General features: G+C 73.9%; 13 protein-coding genes. 8 read left to right on the top strand and 5 right to left on the bottom strand.

Features of this window, described 5'->3' with window-relative positions; all coding sequences use genetic code 11:
- Positions 1-32: 32 nt before the first annotated feature.
- Both NLX94_RS00070 and NLX94_RS00065 read right to left on the bottom strand, forming a co-directional pair.
- Positions 33-1,538 carry an amino acid permease gene (locus NLX94_RS00070; RefSeq protein WP_254380399.1) on the bottom strand — a complete coding sequence of 502 codons (1,506 nt, stop codon included), beginning with the start codon at positions 1,536-1,538 and terminating at the stop codon, positions 33-35.
- Between the two features lie 19 nt (positions 1,539-1,557).
- Complete coding sequence (locus tag NLX94_RS00065; protein ID WP_254380398.1) at positions 1,558-2,949, bottom strand: glutamate decarboxylase; 1,392 nt, start codon at positions 2,947-2,949, stop codon at positions 1,558-1,560.
- A 278-nt stretch (positions 2,950-3,227) separates the two neighbouring features.
- Here NLX94_RS00065 and NLX94_RS00060 point away from each other — a divergent pair, with 278 nt between their 5' ends.
- From NLX94_RS00060 to NLX94_RS00035, 6 genes are all read left to right on the top strand, one after another.
- Entirely contained in the window at positions 3,228-4,157 is a 930-nt protein-coding gene (locus tag NLX94_RS00060; RefSeq protein ID WP_254380397.1) for an aminoglycoside phosphotransferase family protein, read from the top strand.
- Positions 4,158-4,266: 109 nt separating this feature from the next.
- Positions 4,267-4,683, top strand: a complete 417-nt coding sequence (locus tag NLX94_RS00055; protein WP_254380396.1) for a hypothetical protein — start codon at positions 4,267-4,269, stop codon at positions 4,681-4,683.
- Positions 4,684-4,826: 143 nt separating this feature from the next.
- Positions 4,827-5,759: a LysR family transcriptional regulator gene (locus tag NLX94_RS00050; protein ID WP_254380395.1), complete on the top strand. Its 933-nt coding sequence runs from the start codon at positions 4,827-4,829 to the stop codon at positions 5,757-5,759.
- A 49-nt stretch (positions 5,760-5,808) separates the two neighbouring features.
- Entirely contained in the window at positions 5,809-6,069 is a 261-nt protein-coding gene (locus NLX94_RS00045) for a DUF6158 family protein (RefSeq protein WP_254380393.1), read from the top strand.
- A 103-nt stretch (positions 6,070-6,172) separates the two neighbouring features.
- Positions 6,173-6,733 carry a TetR/AcrR family transcriptional regulator gene (locus tag NLX94_RS00040; RefSeq protein ID WP_254380391.1) on the top strand — a complete coding sequence of 187 codons (561 nt, stop codon included), beginning with the start codon at positions 6,173-6,175 and terminating at the stop codon, positions 6,731-6,733.
- Positions 6,734-6,822: 89 nt separating this feature from the next.
- Positions 6,823-8,346, top strand: coding sequence for an MFS transporter (locus NLX94_RS00035; RefSeq protein ID WP_254380390.1), 1,524 nt, complete (start codon positions 6,823-6,825; stop codon positions 8,344-8,346).
- A gap of 55 nt (positions 8,347-8,401) precedes the next feature.
- On the opposite strand, the gene NLX94_RS00030 is transcribed toward NLX94_RS00035, so the two are convergent.
- Genes NLX94_RS00030 through NLX94_RS00015 form a run of 3 tightly spaced genes read right to left on the bottom strand, consistent with a single transcriptional unit; the run spans position 8,402 to position 12,143 of the window.
- Entirely contained in the window at positions 8,402-9,547 is a 1,146-nt protein-coding gene (locus tag NLX94_RS00030) for a serine hydrolase domain-containing protein (RefSeq protein WP_254380388.1), read from the bottom strand.
- Positions 9,544-11,631: a carboxylesterase/lipase family protein gene (locus NLX94_RS00025; RefSeq protein WP_302168618.1), complete on the bottom strand. Its 2,088-nt coding sequence runs from the start codon at positions 11,629-11,631 to the stop codon at positions 9,544-9,546. The genes NLX94_RS00030 and NLX94_RS00025 overlap by 4 nt, the downstream gene beginning before the upstream one ends.
- The gene (locus tag NLX94_RS00015; RefSeq protein ID WP_254380386.1) at positions 11,631-12,143 is read right to left on the bottom strand and encodes a DinB family protein; all 513 of its coding nucleotides are present in this window, start codon (positions 12,141-12,143) and stop codon (positions 11,631-11,633) included. Before NLX94_RS00015 ends, NLX94_RS00025 begins: the two co-directional genes overlap by 1 nt.
- A 184-nt stretch (positions 12,144-12,327) precedes the next feature.
- Between NLX94_RS00015 and NLX94_RS00010 the strand changes: the two genes are divergently transcribed.
- Together NLX94_RS00010 and NLX94_RS00005 are read left to right on the top strand one after the other, a co-directional pair.
- Positions 12,328-13,437, top strand: a complete 1,110-nt coding sequence (locus tag NLX94_RS00010) for a hypothetical protein (protein WP_254380384.1) — start codon at positions 12,328-12,330, stop codon at positions 13,435-13,437.
- Positions 13,438-13,508: 71 nt separating this feature from the next.
- The gene (locus tag NLX94_RS00005; RefSeq protein ID WP_254380382.1) at positions 13,509-14,543 is read left to right on the top strand and encodes a PHP domain-containing protein; all 1,035 of its coding nucleotides are present in this window, start codon (positions 13,509-13,511) and stop codon (positions 14,541-14,543) included.
- Positions 14,544-14,616 lie beyond the last annotated feature (73 nt).

Here is a 14,616-nt window from a genome sequence, read left to right as displayed (position 1 = left end):
CCAGCCGGGCCGGGCTCCGTGCGCCGTGGCCGCTACTGCGTCCGCCAGGACGGCTTGGCCAGCCTGCAGAGCAGGACGGGTGCTCCGGTGAAGACCACCAGACCGGCGGCGACCAGGCCCACGTACGTGCCCGGGCTGCCGATGGGCAGCTGGGCCGGCGGTACGAAGGACAGCACCAGGGCGAAGGCCACGGCGGCGAAGCCGGTGCCGGCCACCACCCACATGCCCGCGTTGCCACCGGGGATGCGGAAGCTGCGCGGCAGTTCGGGGTGGGTGTAGCGGAGCCGGATGGCGGCCGCGTACAGCATCAGGTACATGACGATGTAGAGGCAGACCGTCATGGCCGAGATCAGGAAGAACGCGGCGGACACGTTCGGCGTGATCAGGTAGATCGAAGAGATCAGGGTGACGATCACGCCCTGCGTCAGCAGGATGTTGCGCTGGGCGCCCTTCTTGTTGGTGCGCGCCAGGGCCGGCGGCAGCAGCCCGTCCCGGGCGGTGGAGAGCAGGGCCTTGCTCGGGCCGTTGATCCAGGCGAGGGCGCCGCTGAGCGCGCCGTAGCCGACCAGGGCGGAGACGAGCGGGACCAGCCAGCCGACGTGCAGTGCGCCGCCGAGTACGGACTGGAAGGCGTCGAAGACTTCGGAGGTGAGGCTGATGTCGCCGTACGGGAGGATGCCCGCCACGGCGAGGGACCCGGCCGTGAAGATCGCGAAGGCCAGTCCGGCGGCGATCCACATGGCCTTCGGGTAGCCGTGCTCGGGCCGGTCCATCTCCGAGACGTGCACCGCCTGGGACTCGCCGCCCGCGAAGAGCAGCAGGATCCCGGCGAGGAAGGCGAGCGTGCTGAGCCCGGTGAGCGCGGGGAAGAAGCGCGGGTGTCCGTGGCTGGTGACCGCGGTGGCCGCGGCGTGCTCCCAGCCGATCGGGTGGCCGGAGGCGATCCAGTACACGAACAGGCCGAGCAGCATCAGTCCCGGCAGGGCCGTGCCGAGGACGAAGCCCCGCTTGGCGATCTTCACCAGGAACCCGGTGCCGCTGAGGGCGACCAGGGTGGCCAGCCAGTACGCGCCGATGCAGAACAGGCCGACGAAGACGTGGTTCGAGGCGAGCGAGGGGTCGTGCACGGCGAAGGCGACGGCGGCCGCGGCGAAGCCGAGTCCGGTGGGGTACCAGACGACGTTCTGGATCCACTGGAGCCAGACGGCGGTGAAGCCGAAGTGCCGGCCGAAGGCCTCGCCGACCCAGTCGTAGACGCCTCCCTTGCGGCTGGCGAAGGCACTGCCGAGTTCGGCGGAGACCAGGGCCGCGGGGATGAGGAAGAGGAGGGTGGCGAAGCCGATGTACACGAACATCGTCATCTCCTCCTCGGCCATCATCGGAAGGCCGCGGAGGCTGGTGATCACGGACGCCGCCGTCATCAGGCCGACGGCGGGGACGGTCAGGCCCCTCGCCCGGCCGGCCTCGGTCAGGACGGCCCGGGTGTCGGGTGGGGCAACGGGCCGGGCAGCGGGTCGAGTCGGATCTCTCGTGGGCATGGCGGACCTCTGATCGCGGTCAGTGGTGGAAGGAGACCGGCCCGGCGGTCGAGGGGGCAGGGGCGGCAACGGCGCCGGACAGCTGGGTGACGGCCCGCCGCATGTCGTCGAGGAACAGGGATGCCTTGTCGTAGCTGATCTCGCGGCGGACCAGGATGCGGTGGACGACGGTGTCCTGGCGGTCCGCGGGCAGCGGATAGGCGGCGATCTGCCAGCCGCGCTCGCGCAGCTTCGCCGAGAGGTCGTAGAGCGTGTAGGGGGTGCTGCCGGGGTCGGTGAGGGTGTACGAGATACCGGGCAGCGCGCCGCGGCCGTCGTAGAGGAGGGTGAACGGGCCCATCGCCGCTATCTGTTCGCCGAGGTGGGCGGCCGTGTCGAGGCAGCTCTGCTGGGTCTGCCGGTAGCCCTCCCGGCCCAGGCGCAGGAAGAGGTAGTACTGGGCGATGATCTCGCCGCCGGGTCGGGAGAAGTTCAGCGCGAAGGTCGGCATGTTGCCGCCCAGGTAGTCGACGTAGAAGACGAGTTCCTCGGGCAGCAGCTCCGGTTCGCGCCACACGACCCAGCCGACGCCCAGCGGGGCGAGACCGTACTTGTGGCCCGAGGCGTTGACGGAGACCACGCGCGGGACCCGGAAGTCCCAGACCAGGTCGGGCTGGACGAAGGGGGCGATGAAGCCCCCGCTGGCCGCGTCCACGTGGATGGGGACGTCGAGGCCCGTCTCGGCCTGGATGGCGTCGAGTTCGGCGGCGAGCGCGGCGACCGGCTCGTAGTCGCACGTGAAGGTGACGCCGAGGATGGCGACGACGCCGATGGTGTTCTCGTCGACGTGCGCGCGCAGCTGCTCGGGACGCAGGCCGGTGGCGCCGGGCAGCAGCGGGACCTCGCGGAGCTCGACGTCGAAGTAGCGGGCGAACTTCTTCCAGCAGATCTGCACCGGACCGCACACGATGTTCGGCCGGTCGGCGGGCCGTCCGGCCGCCTGGCGGGCCTTGCGCCAGCGCCACTTCATGGCCAGGCCGCCGAGCATGCAGGCCTCGCTGGACCCGGTGGTGGAGCAGCCGAGGGCGTGCTCGGGATCGGGGCCGTGCCACAGGTCGGAGAGCATGCGCACGCAGCGCTGCTCGATCTCGGCGGTCTGCGGGTACTCGTCCTTGTCGATCATGTTCTTGCCGAGGCTCTCGCCCATCAGCGCCCGGGCCAGGGGCTCGCTCCACGTGGTGCAGAAGGTGGCGAGGTTCTGGGAGGAGTTCCCGTCGAGCTCCACCTCGTCGTGGATCAGCTGGTACACGGCCTCGGGGTCGGCGGACGGGACGGGGAAGCGGTCCCTGGGCAGGGCGGCCCGCCCGAGGGACGAGGTGTAGACGCCGTTCGAGGCCGAGGAGGGCTCCTGAGCGGGGTTGGTGACCGTCACGGGAATCACTCACGATCTGGGGTCGTACGGATGGTGCCGCCCGCCGGAGAGTCCCGGCGCGGGCGGGCGGGCCACACCCTGACGGGATGTCGCCCTCCCTCCATGCCACATCCGTCCGGGGCGCCCGGACGGCCGCATCCGACCCGACTTGAAGTGCGGAGGGCCCGGCGCGGCGGCCCCTCCCGTCAACGAATGAAAAGGAATGGAAAGGAGCAGAGCGGGTCGGCGATCATGGCGGACGCCCCGATCCCGGACCGCTCAGGAAGATGCAGGTGCCCATGCCCGACGCCACGGAGACGTCCCACCCCGACCGCATGCACGCCGGAGAACCGGACATCGACACCGCGCTCGTACGCCGGCTGATCGCCGCTCAGTTCCCCCGGTGGGCGGGCCTTCCCGTCGAGCGGGTCGACACCGCGGGCACCTCCAACGCCATGTACCGGCTGGGTGGCGACATGGTCGTACGCCTTCCCCGTACGGCGGGCTCCGCCGGCGACGTGGAGGCCGAGCAGAACTGGCTGACGCGGCTCGCCCCTTCGCTGCCGGTGGCCGTACCCGTGCCGCTGGGCATCGGCGGGCCCGCCGAGGGGTACCCCTGGCCCTGGTCCGTCTACCGGTGGCTCCCGGGCGAGATCCCGGTGACGGGGCGCCTTCCGGAACCGGAGCTGCTCGCCCGGGACCTCGCGGAGTTCGTCCTCTCCCTGCGCCGGGTCGATCCCGCCGACGGGCCGCCCTCCTACCGCAGCGAACCCCTGGCCGCGCGGGACTCCGAGGTCCGCACCGTGATCGCGGCGCTCGACGCCGACGGCGCGGTCGACGCCGCAGCGGCAACCGCCCTGTGGGACACGGCCCTTCGCGCTCCCGAGTGGCCCGGCGGGCCGGTCTGGATCCACGCCGACCTGCAACCGGGGAACCTGCTCCTGGCGGACGGCGGCGGGCTCGGCGCGGTCATCGACTTCGGCTGCGCGGGCCTCGGGGACCCCGCAGTCGACCTGATCCCGGCCTGGTACGTCCTCCCGGGCGCGGCCCGCCCCGCCTTCCGGGCCGCGGTGGGGGCCGACGACGCGATGTGGACCCGCGCACGCGGCTGGGCCCTGTCGATCGCGCTCATGGAGCTGAACTACTACCGGGTGACGAACCCGAGGATGGCGTCCATCGCCCGGCAGGTCATCGGCGAACTCCTCGCGGCCGGCCCCGGGCGCGAATGACCGGAACGCGCACGGAACCGCAGCGCGAATGACCGGAACGCGCACGATCCGACCGGACGGTCGGCCGGGGTCTGGATCGTTGTCAGTGCCGGTTGCGAGGATGGGCGGCATGACACCTTTCCTTCTGACCGACATCGACCGGGCCGTCCGCAGCAGTTGGAGCGCGATGACGTGCACGCCCGAGTACCGCGACCGGTGGACCAGGGAGAACCCGGCCCGTGACCAGTGCGGTGTCACCGCGCTCGTCCTCAACGACCTGCTCGGCGGCGAGCTGATCCGAGGCGAGGTCCTCGTCGACGGGGAGCGCGTGGACTACCACTGGTGGAACCGCCTGGGCCTCGGCATAGAGATCGACCTCACCCGCGAGCAGTTCGCACCGGAGGAGCAGGTCACCGAGGGGATCGTCATACCCCGCCCCCCGGACAGCGAACTGCGCCGCCTGCGCACGGAGTACGAGCTCCTGCGCGACCAGGTCCTGGCCAAGCTCACCGGTACGGCCGGTGCGGCTGGTGCCACCGCGGCCTAGCGGCAGCGGGTCGGCACCCGGTCCCGCCCTCGCGATGGCGGGACCGGGTTGCCGCCCTGGGCCGTGAAGTGATCGTCGGGCAGCCGGACATCCAAGTCAATCCTCCGGATTTCTGGTAACCCCCAAGGGATACCTTGGGGGTTGTGACCCTCGATGATCTCCGCGTCTTCGTCGCCGTCTGCCGGGCCGGCAGCCTCAGCGCCGTCGCCCGCGACCTCGGCCGCACCCAGTCCGCCGTCAGCCAGCACATCCGCCGCCTGGAGAAGGAGACCGGCGCCGCGCTCCTGGAGCGGCACCCGCGCGGAGTCTCGCCCACCGGGGCCGGTCTGATCCTCCAGGCGGCCGCCGCCGACGGGATCGCCGGGCTCGACGGCGCCCTGCGTCGGCTCGACGCCCTCGTCCGGGGCGACGGCGGCTCGGTCCGCGTCACCACCGGGGCCACCACCGTGCGCCACTTCATGGCCGGGGCGATCGTCGCCTTCCGGCGCGCCCACCCCGGGGTCAGCCTGGAGTTCCAGACCGAGAACTCCAGCCGGAGCTGCTTCGAGGCCCTGGCCGCCGAGGACCTCGACCTCGCGTGGATCACCATCGGCGCCCCCGTACGGGGCATCGAGCAGCGGCCCGTCATGGAGCTGCCCTGGGTCCTCGCGGTCGGCGCCGACGATCCGCTCGCCGCCCGCTCCCGCCTGGAGCCGGCCGAACTCGGAGCCCTCCGCCACATCCGGCTGCCGGAGAACTCCACCTCCCGGGCCCACCTGGACGCCGCCCTCGCCGAGGCGGGCATCCGGATCAGCTCCGACACCAGCGCCGCCGACTGGGACACCGCCCTCCTCCTCGCCGAACTGGGCCTCGGCCACGCCGTCGTCCCCGCGCTGCCCGGCTGGCAGGTCCCCGGATCGGACGGCCCGCTCCGCCTGGTGTCGGTCCCCGCGCTGCCGCCGCTCGCCGTCGGCTGGGCCGTCCGGCGCTGGTCCGCCCTCGCTCCGCTCGCCCGCGCCTTCGCCGACGAGGTGGCCCGCAGCTGCGCGGCCCGCGCGACCGCGCAGCCCTCTGCCGCCTCGGTGATGATGGGATGAGCGCGGCCGGGCGAGGCGCCCGGACCGGCCGAGGGAGAGGTGACCTGCCATGGCGGAGCACGAGGCACGTGAGGCCGGGCCGTCGGCGGGCGGGCTGGAAGAGGGCCGCCTGATGAAGGAGCTCGAAGCCATCCACCGCACGCGTCACGAGACCCTGCTGCACGGATCGGACGACGCGCTGGTCACGCACACCCGGCGGATGGACGAGCTGGAGCGCGAGTACGTGCGCCGCCATCCGGAACGCGCCCAGACCACGGGCCGCACCCGCTCGGGTGCCCGTGCCCGCACGGGCACGGAAGAACAGGGCTGAGTCTGCTGCTCGCCCGCTCCCCAGCCCGTTCACCTGCTCATCCGTGAATCAGACTTGCTTCATGTGAGACAAATTTGTATCGTTTGATACGAAGGAGGATCGCATGATGAACGAAGAAGAGCTGCTGGACGCCGCCGCGGGCGTGCTCGCCGGCGACCACAGCGCCTCCATGGCGCACATCGCCGGCGGCATCGGGATCAGCCGCGCCACCCTCAGCCGCCGCTACGCCACCCGCGAGGCACTCCTCAAAGCCGTGGCCGTCCGGGCCATCCACGTCGTCGACGGGTGCCTCGCCCCCGCCGACCTGCCCGGTACCGCCGGCGGAGCGGAGTTCGACGCCGCGCTCGAGCGACTCGTCACCGGGCTGCTGCCCGCCGCGCACCTCTACGGGTTCACCTCGCGCGATGCCACCGTGCTCGCCGACCCCGAGTTCCGGGCCGGGATCCAGCGCCAGGACCAGCGGGCCCTCGCCTTCCTCGCGATGGGCCAGCGCCTCGGCCGGCTCCGCGTCGACCTGCCCGCGTACTGGATCTGGTACTCGCTGTGGGGACTGCTCGACGCCGCCGCCGAGGGCGTCCGCGACGGACACCTCGCCCGCCGCGACATCGGCCGGCTCGTCCTCGCCTCCTTCCTCAGCGGAACCCGGCCGTCCCCGGCGGCCTGACCCCGCACCCCTCCGCGTAGCGCCCGTCGACGTACGACCGCGCCGCGCGGACCCCTGAAGACCGTGAAACAACCGTGAACGGAACCCCCATGCACACCCCCACGCAGGACCCGCGCCGCTGGATCGTGCTCGCGATCCTCTCCGGCAGTCTCCTGCTCATCTCCATGGACACCACGATCCTCAACGTGGCCTTCCCCTCGCTCGTCGGCGACCTCCAGCCGGGCGCCGTGCAGCAGCTGTGGATCATCGACATCTACGCACTCGCCCTCTCCGGTCTGCTGGTCACCGCCGGCGCCCTCGGTGACCGCTGGGGCCGCAAGCGCCTGCTCATGGCGGGCTTCGGCATCTTCGCCCTCGCCTCGCTCATCGCCGTCTTCTCCACCGAGGCCTGGCACGTCATCGCGGCCCGCGCCCTGCTCGGCGTCGGCGGCGCCGCGATCATGCCCTCCACCCTGTCGATCCTGCGCAGCGTCTTCACCGACGCCAAGGAACGCGCCTTCGCCCTCGCCGTCTGGGCCGCCGTCTTCGGCGGCGGCATGGCCTTCGGCCCCGTCGTCGGAGGCCTGCTCGTCCAGGACTACGGCTGGCACTCCGCCTTCCTCCTCAACCTGCCCGTCACCGTGGTGATCGTCGCGGCAGGCCTGCGCTACCTCCCCGAATCCCGCTCCCCGCGCTCCGCCGGAAAGTGGGACTGGACGGGCGTCGCCCAGTCGATCGTCGGCATGCTGGCCCTGGCGGGCGGCATCAAGCAGCTCGGCAAGAGCGGTGTCGCCGACCCGCTGCCCTGGGCCCTGCTGATCCTCGCCGCCGTGTCGCTGACCCTGTTCGTCCGCCGCCAGCTGCGCGTGGACAACCCGCTGCTCCAGGTCCGGCTCTTCACCAAGCCCGCCTTCAGCGTGGCCGCCACCGCGATCTTCCTGCCCATGGTGGGCATGGGCGCGATCCTCTTCCTGGTCACCCAGTGGTTCCAGTACGGCCAGGGCTACTCCCCGCTGGAGGCGGGCCTGCGCCTGCTGCCCGCCCCGCTCGCGCTGATCTGCGCCTCGATGGTCGCCCCGACCCTCATGCAGCGCTTCGCGATCCGCCACGTGCTCGGCGGCGGTCTGGTGGTCCTCGCCGCGGGCATGGCCCTGCCCTGGACCCTCCAGCAGTTCACCGGCCTCGGCTACCCCGCCTTCGCCGCGGCGCTGACCATCATGGGCCTGGGCGCGGGCATCGCCACCACCGTGGCCTCGGTGACCCTGATCTCCGCGGCCCCGGCCGACGAGGTCTCCAGCGCCGCCGCCATCGAGGAGACCTGCTACGAGCTCGGCTCGGCCATGGGCGTCGCCATCCTCGGCTCCACCGCAGCCGCGCTCTACCGGGGCAACCTCCCGGCCCTGGACCTGGACTCCACCCTGCTGGCCGCCGTACGCGACTCCGTGGGCGAGGCCGCCCACACCGCCGAACAGCTCGGCGGGGGCGTCGGCCGGACCCTGCTCGACGCCGCCTCGCAGGCCTACACCCTCGCGATCACCCCGGCGTTCCTGATGGCCGGCGTCCTCGCGATCGCCGCCGCGGCGACCACCTGGACGCTGATCCCGCACGACCTGCGGCCGACCGACAACCACTGACGGCGGAGGGCGCACCTGCGGAAGGGCGTGGCGGCCTACGAAGCCGCCGCCGTGGCTACGAAGCCGCCGCGTACGCCCACACCGCGCGCATCGTCTCCGGGCACGGCGACGGCCCGGTCAGCTCCCGCTGGGTCAGCAGGACGGTGACGGCCCCCGTCGAGGGGACGATGTGGGCGGCGGTGCCGGTGCCGCCGAGCCAGCCGTAGCGGCCCGGCACGTTCCACGGGTCGGTCGGCGTCACGTCGACCGACCCGCCGAACCCCCAGCCCTGGCCCTCCAGGAACAGCGCGGCGCCGGCCCGCTGCGCCGGGGTCAGCCAGTCGGTGGTCATCCGCCGCACCGAATCGGCCGAGAGCAGCGGGCCGCCCCCGTCGAGCAGCATCCGGGCGAAGCGGTGGTAGTCGTCCGCCGTGGAGACCAGCCCGCCCGCGCCGGACGGGAAGGCGGGCAGGGAGCTCCACTGCCCGCCGGGCGCGTCCACGAGGTCGAGGCCCCCGTCCGGGCCCGGCCGGTACAGGTGGGTGAACCGGCCCGACTGCCCCGCCGGCACGGCGAAACCGGTGTCGGGCATGTCCAGCGGCTCGAAGATCCGCTCCGCCAGGAACTCCGGCAGCGAGCACCCCGCCACCCGGGCGATCAGCACCCCCAGCACGTCCGAGCAGGTGTTGTAGAGCCAGGCCCCGCCCGGCTGTTCCAGCATCGGGATCCGGCCCAGGGCGGCCATCCACGCGTCCGGCTCCGCGACCTCCTGCGGCTGCGGCGGGCCCTGGCGCAACTCGGTGAAGAGCGGTGCGACCGCGGGGAGCGAGAAGTCGGAGGGGAATCCCCATCCGGCCCGGAAGGTCATCAGGTCGGCCACGGTCACCGGCTGCTTCGCCGGGACCACCTCGTCGACCGGGCTCGCGGGGGTCCGTACGACCACCGGGGCCGCGATCTCCGGCAGCCAGGGCGCGACCGCGTCGGTGAGCGCGAACCGGCCGTCCTCCACCAGCATCATGACCGCCGCGGCCGTGACCGGTTTGGTCAGGGAGGCCAGCCGGAAGATCGAGTCGCGCACCATCGGCGCCCCGCCCCCGGCGTCCGCGCTGCCCACGGCGGCCACCTCGGGCTCGCTGCCGTCGCCCCGGTCCACCAGGGCCACCGCCCCCGGCACGGTCCCGTCGTCCACGAACGGCTGGAGGATGTCGGTCAGAGCGGTCACGAGCCCGTCCTTTCGAGAGCCTGTTCTACGGAGTCCCACAGCCCGCAGTGGTGCCGGGCGGCCGCGTCCACGGGGCCGATGCCGCCCAGGGTTTCAGGTGCCAGTGACAGTACGGCGGGGGAGCGCGGCCACCAGGGCCCCGTCCCGGGGGCGTTGGGATCGCCGGTCGCCGCGAACCGGGTCCAGTAGCCGGTCATCCGCTCCGCGAGCACCCGCTGCGCGGCGCTCATCGGGAGCCCGGTGTCGAAGAGGTACGGCAGCTCCGACCCGTGCGAAGCCCCGTACGGGAAGCCGGGCACCGGCGGGAGCCCGCTGAAGTCCGGGGCGCCCCGGTCGTCGAACCCGTAGTCGTACGTCGGCACGTGCCGCGCCAGCGCCCGGCTGTCCCGCAGCTGCGGGCAGACGAAGGAGGCGTCCGTCAGCGCGGCGGCGAAGGCCAGCGCGGGCGTCGGATGGGCCGTCACCGGATAGGCGGCCTCGACGAGTGCGGCCCGTGCCCCGAACGCGGCGCGCAGCCGGGAGCGGTAGGCCTGCGGGTCGGCGACCGGGTAGGCGGCCAGCGTCTGCCCCAGGAAGATCCGCATCTCGTCGCGGGTGGAGCCCTGCACCACCGGGACCTGGTGGAACTCCCCGCGTTCCAGGGCCCGTCGGGGTTCGGTGGGCAGCAGCGGGGTGCCGTAGGACACCGCGGAGAAGAGCATCATGAGTTCGGATGTCGCCAGGGCCTCAGGGGCGAGGCCGCGCAGGCACTCCAGTGCCTCGGCGTCCGCAGGCCGCCCGCAGCCGAGCCGGACCGCCGCCGCGGTTCCCCGGGCCACGGTCAGGGGCTCCGGCGCGAACGGCTCGTAGGCGGGCAGCGTCGGGAGCCACGAGCGCGGCGGGACAGTCAGCGAGCAGGAGCCGCTCTGCACGATCGCCCGGTGGAACAGGCCGGCCGAGGCGGGGGAGGTGAGGTGCAGGCAGACGCTGAGGGCGCCGGCGGACTCGCCGAACACGGTGACGTTACCGGGATCGCCGCCGAAGCGGGCCGCGTTCGCCCGCACCCAGCGCAGGGCGGCCTGCTGGTCGGCGAGCGCGAAGGCGGGGGCTCCGCCGAGCCCGGGATGCCCGAAGAGGCCGAAGATCCCGAGCCGGTAGTTGACCGTGACGACCACGGCCCCGCCCTCCGACGCCAGCCGGCCCGGCCGGTAGAGGTCCCCGGCGCCGTTCATGAACCCGCCGCCGTGGAACCAGACCATCACGGGCCGGGGCGCGGTGGCGGCCGCCTTCGGGGCCGTGACGTTGAGGAACAGGCAGTCCTCCGAGCCGCTCGGGCCACCGGGCCCCACCGCGGGCAGCTGCACACAACGGGCCCCGGGCGCACCGGCGTCCCGTACGCCCGTCCAGCGCGCGGAGGGCTCCGGAAACCGCCAGCGCCGCGGCCCGGTCGGCGCAGCGGCGTACGGGATCCCCTCGAAGGTGCGGTACCCGACGGCTTCACGCCCGCGCACGGCCCCCCGATCGGTCTCCATCACGGGCCGCCCGCCGTCTCCGCCGGCGGGTGCCCCGGGCAGGGGGCCGGGGAGGGCGCCGGGGAAGAGGGCCGAGGCGGGGAACGGGGCAGGGGCAGCGAGCGGGGCCGGGGCGGCCGGCCGGTCGGCGACGGCTGCCCGGACGCCCGTGGCCGACCGGCCGGCTGCCGCCGCCGGACCGGCGGACAGCAGGAGCACGACGGGCAGGAGCAGGGCAGGCAGGAGGAGGGCCGGCTGCCGCAGGATCCGCTGTCGCGGGGCCGGCCGGATCAGCACCGTCCGGGGGAGGGTCGGCTGCCGCAGGGCTGATCGGGGCGCGACCGGCCGGAGCATGACCCGCCGGTGAAGGGTCAGCCGTCGTCGGGTCGGCAGGATCAGGGCCGATCGGAGCAGGGCCAGGAGCAGGGCCGGCCGGAGCGGGAACGGCCGGAGCAGGGCCGGCCGGAGCGGGAACGGCCGGAGCAGGGCCGGCCGGAGCGGGAACGGCCGGAGCAGGGCCGACTGGAGCAAGGCCGACCGGATTGGGGCCGACCGGAGCAGGACCGGCAGGCCGGCCGCGCCGCGGGAGGCCATCAGCGGCCCCTCGTCAGCACGCCCCGGACGAAGGCCGCCTGCCCCGCGTGCTGGAGGTCGTCACCGATCACGCTGACCAGCCGTACCCCGAGGGTCACCGGCGGGTCCCACCGCTCGTCGACCACCCGGTCCAGATCGGCGGCGGACAGCCCCCGCAGGAACCGCCCGGTCTGCTCGTGGACGGCGTCGAAGTACCCCAGCAGCAGCTCCCCGGAGCCGACCCGGACGGCGCCGGCCTCGCGGGCGGTGTGTCCGTAGCCGGTCGACCCGCGGGGCAGGCCGAGCCCGAACCGCTCTTCCCAGCCCTGCGCGTGCCAGACCTGTTCCCAGCCGGCCGCGTCCGCCACGTGGTCGTCCTGGATCCGGGTCAGGTGCCAGACGAGCCAGGTGATCGAGTTGGCGCCCGGGTCGATCCGCTCGTCCAGCCGGGCGGGCTCCAGTCCCTCGACGGCCTCGTGCACGATGCCCTGGATCCGGCCGAACGCATCGGCCAGTACCTCCGTACCCTTCATGCCCCCACCATGCCCACGACAGGAGCCGCCCGGGCCCGCGGCACCGCGGGGGACCCCCGTTTGCCCGCCCCGAATGGCGCAGCGGAGCCGGGTGCCGCTGAATGTAACAAAGCGTGCGCTTCCCATGACGCACGATGACCGGCGTGCGATGTGTAGACCCGCGCGTCGGCGAACGGAGCTTTCCATGAATGACCCGATCACGCTCGCCGCGACGGAGTACGAAGAACCGCGCCGGCTCCCCGACACCACGGACGTCTGGCCATCGGCCCCCGACACGGACGACCCCGACTTCGGCCCCGAGCCCGAGTCGCGGCCCGAGTCCGGGACCGCTCCCGGTTGCCCGGAAGGCATCCCGGCAGATCCCGGGACAGGCCTGCGGGCCGGTCCCGGGGCAGGGACCGGCACAGGGATCGGCACAGGGGCCGGGGCAGGGGCCGCACCCGGCCCGGACCCCGGCGCCCGGCCCGGGGACGCCTCCGCGCACACCGTCCTGGAGACCGCGGCCACGGGCCGTTCCGTGCGGGAGGTCACCGATCTGGTGAACCTCCTCAAGGAATCCGGCCAGGTCCCCAACCCCGGACACACGGCGCTGCGCGCGGCCGCCGTGGCCCGGCCCGTCCACGAGGTCCGCGAGATGGTGACCCTGCTGGGCGAGCCCCCGCACGAGCGGGTCGAAGCCGACATCACGCTGCGGGCCGCCGCCCTCGGCCGGCCCATCGAGGACGTGGCGCTGCTCGTCAGCATCCTCGGTACCGGCGAACAGCCCCCGCAGCGCAGGCCCGAGCAGGCGGACCGGGCACGTCCCCCCGTCCACCCGCCCGCACCGCAGGACCGTGCGGCCCCGGCCCGGGGCACGCCCCGGTCCCTGACCGCCGACCGCGGCCCGGCAGCGCCGGCATCGGGCGCGCTGCGCCACATACTGCGCTGGCCGGTGGCGCTGGCCCTGCTCCTCTGCGGTGCGCTGCACGTGCCCGGCGATCCGGCGGCCCTGGCCTCCGGCGAGCCCGGCGGGCTGCTCGCCCTGGCCGTCACCCTGCTCTGCCTGACGGCCGGCGCCCTGCTGGCGGTACGGGACACGGCCGGTGCCTGGCGGGCCGGCGCGGTGGTCGCGCTCGGTGTGGCGGGGCTCCACGTGATCGGCGGCGTCGCCGGGTTCGACCCGCTCGGCGGCGCGGTCGGCGGCTCCCTGGAGTGGGCCGGCATCGCGGCCGTGCTGAGCGCCGCGGCCGGAGCCGTACTCGCAGGTCTGGCCCTGCAGTTCCGTCCGGCGGCCGGCCCGGCCGACGGCGCCTGACCCGGGCGGAGAGGGGGTGCGGGTCCCTGACCCGGGCCCCCTCTCCGCCGCTTCGCGGAGGGAGACGCGCGATGGACCCGGTGGCCGCGCTGGACCGGATCGCGTTCCTGCTGGAACGCGCCCAGGAGCCGACCTACCGGGTCCAGGCCTTCCGTACGGCGGCCGCCGCCGTCCGCCGGATGGGGGAGGGCGAACTGGCCGAACGGATCGGCGCGGGCACCCTCGAAGCGGTCAGGGGGATCGGCCCGAAGACCGCACAGGTCGTCCGCGAAGCCGTCGGCGGAGAGATCCCCGCGTACTTGCGGGGGCTGGAGGAGAAGGCCGCGGCCCACCCCGAGGGCCCGCCGCCCAGCCCCGGGGCGCTCGCCCTGCGCGCCGCCCTGCGCGGCGACTGCCACATGCATTCGGATTGGTCCGACGGTGGTAGCCCCATCGAGGCGATGGCCCGGTCCGCGGCCGCCCTCGGGCACGAGTGGGCGGTGCTCACCGACCACTCGCCGCGCCTGACCGTCGCCCGGGGCCTCTCCCCGGAACGGCTGCGGGAACAGCTGCGCACGGTCGCCGAACTCAACGCCACCTGGGCCCCGTTCCGGCTGCTCACCGGCATCGAGTGCGACATCCTCGACGACGGCTCGCTGGACCAGGAGCCGGAACTCCTGGCCGAGGTGGACCTCGTCGTCGGCTCCGTCCACTCCAAGCTCCGGATGGAGGCCCGCGCCATGACCCGGCGGATGGTCGCCGCCGTACGCAACCCCCACCTCGACGTCCTCGGCCACTGCACCGGACGCCTGGTGACGGGACGGACCCGTCCCGAGTCCGAGTTCGACGCCGAGGCCGTCTTCGCGGCCTGCGCCGAGTCGGGCGCCGCCGTGGAGATCAACAGCCGGCCCGAGCGGCTGGACCCGCCGCGCCGGCTGCTGCGGCTCGCGGTGGCCGCGGGCACCCTCTTCGCGATCGACACCGACGCGCACGCCCCCGGACAGCTCGACTGGCAGACCCTCGGGTGCGAACGCGCCCTGGAATGCGGGGTGACGGCCGACCGGGTCGTCAACACCTGGTCCGCCCCCGACCTCCTCGCCTGGACCCGAACCCGCCAACTGCCTTAGGCCGTCTCTTCCGGATCTTGCCTGGCCCGCGCCGCCCGGCACCGCACCTCGCCGCGCTGCCGGGGCACCCGAG

The sequence above is a fragment of the Streptomyces sp. TBY4 genome (genome assembly GCF_024213195.1).
Taxonomy (GTDB): Bacteria; Actinomycetota; Actinomycetes; order Streptomycetales; family Streptomycetaceae; genus Streptomyces.
Note: the sequence above shows the minus strand (reverse complement) of the source record. Positions and strands in the feature narration are given on the sequence as shown.

Coding starts and splice junctions, on each gene's coding strand:
- NLX94_RS00070 (WP_254380399.1), bottom strand. CDS start 1,538: ATGCCCACGAGAGATCCGACTCGACCCGCTGCCCGGCCCGTTGCCCCA.
- NLX94_RS00060 (WP_254380397.1), top strand. CDS start 3,228: ATGCCCGACGCCACGGAGACGTCCCACCCCGACCGCATGCACGCCGGA.
- NLX94_RS00055 (WP_254380396.1), top strand. CDS start 4,267: ATGACACCTTTCCTTCTGACCGACATCGACCGGGCCGTCCGCAGCAGT.
- NLX94_RS00045 (WP_254380393.1), top strand. CDS start 5,809: ATGGCGGAGCACGAGGCACGTGAGGCCGGGCCGTCGGCGGGCGGGCTG.
- NLX94_RS00040 (WP_254380391.1), top strand. CDS start 6,173: ATGATGAACGAAGAAGAGCTGCTGGACGCCGCCGCGGGCGTGCTCGCC.
- NLX94_RS00035 (WP_254380390.1), top strand. CDS start 6,823: ATGCACACCCCCACGCAGGACCCGCGCCGCTGGATCGTGCTCGCGATC.
- NLX94_RS00025 (WP_302168618.1), bottom strand. CDS start 11,631: ATGGCCTCCCGCGGCGCGGCCGGCCTGCCGGTCCTGCTCCGGTCGGCC.
- NLX94_RS00015 (WP_254380386.1), bottom strand. CDS start 12,143: ATGAAGGGTACGGAGGTACTGGCCGATGCGTTCGGCCGGATCCAGGGC.
- NLX94_RS00010 (WP_254380384.1), top strand. CDS start 12,328: ATGAATGACCCGATCACGCTCGCCGCGACGGAGTACGAAGAACCGCGC.
- NLX94_RS00005 (WP_254380382.1), top strand. CDS start 13,509: ATGGACCCGGTGGCCGCGCTGGACCGGATCGCGTTCCTGCTGGAACGC.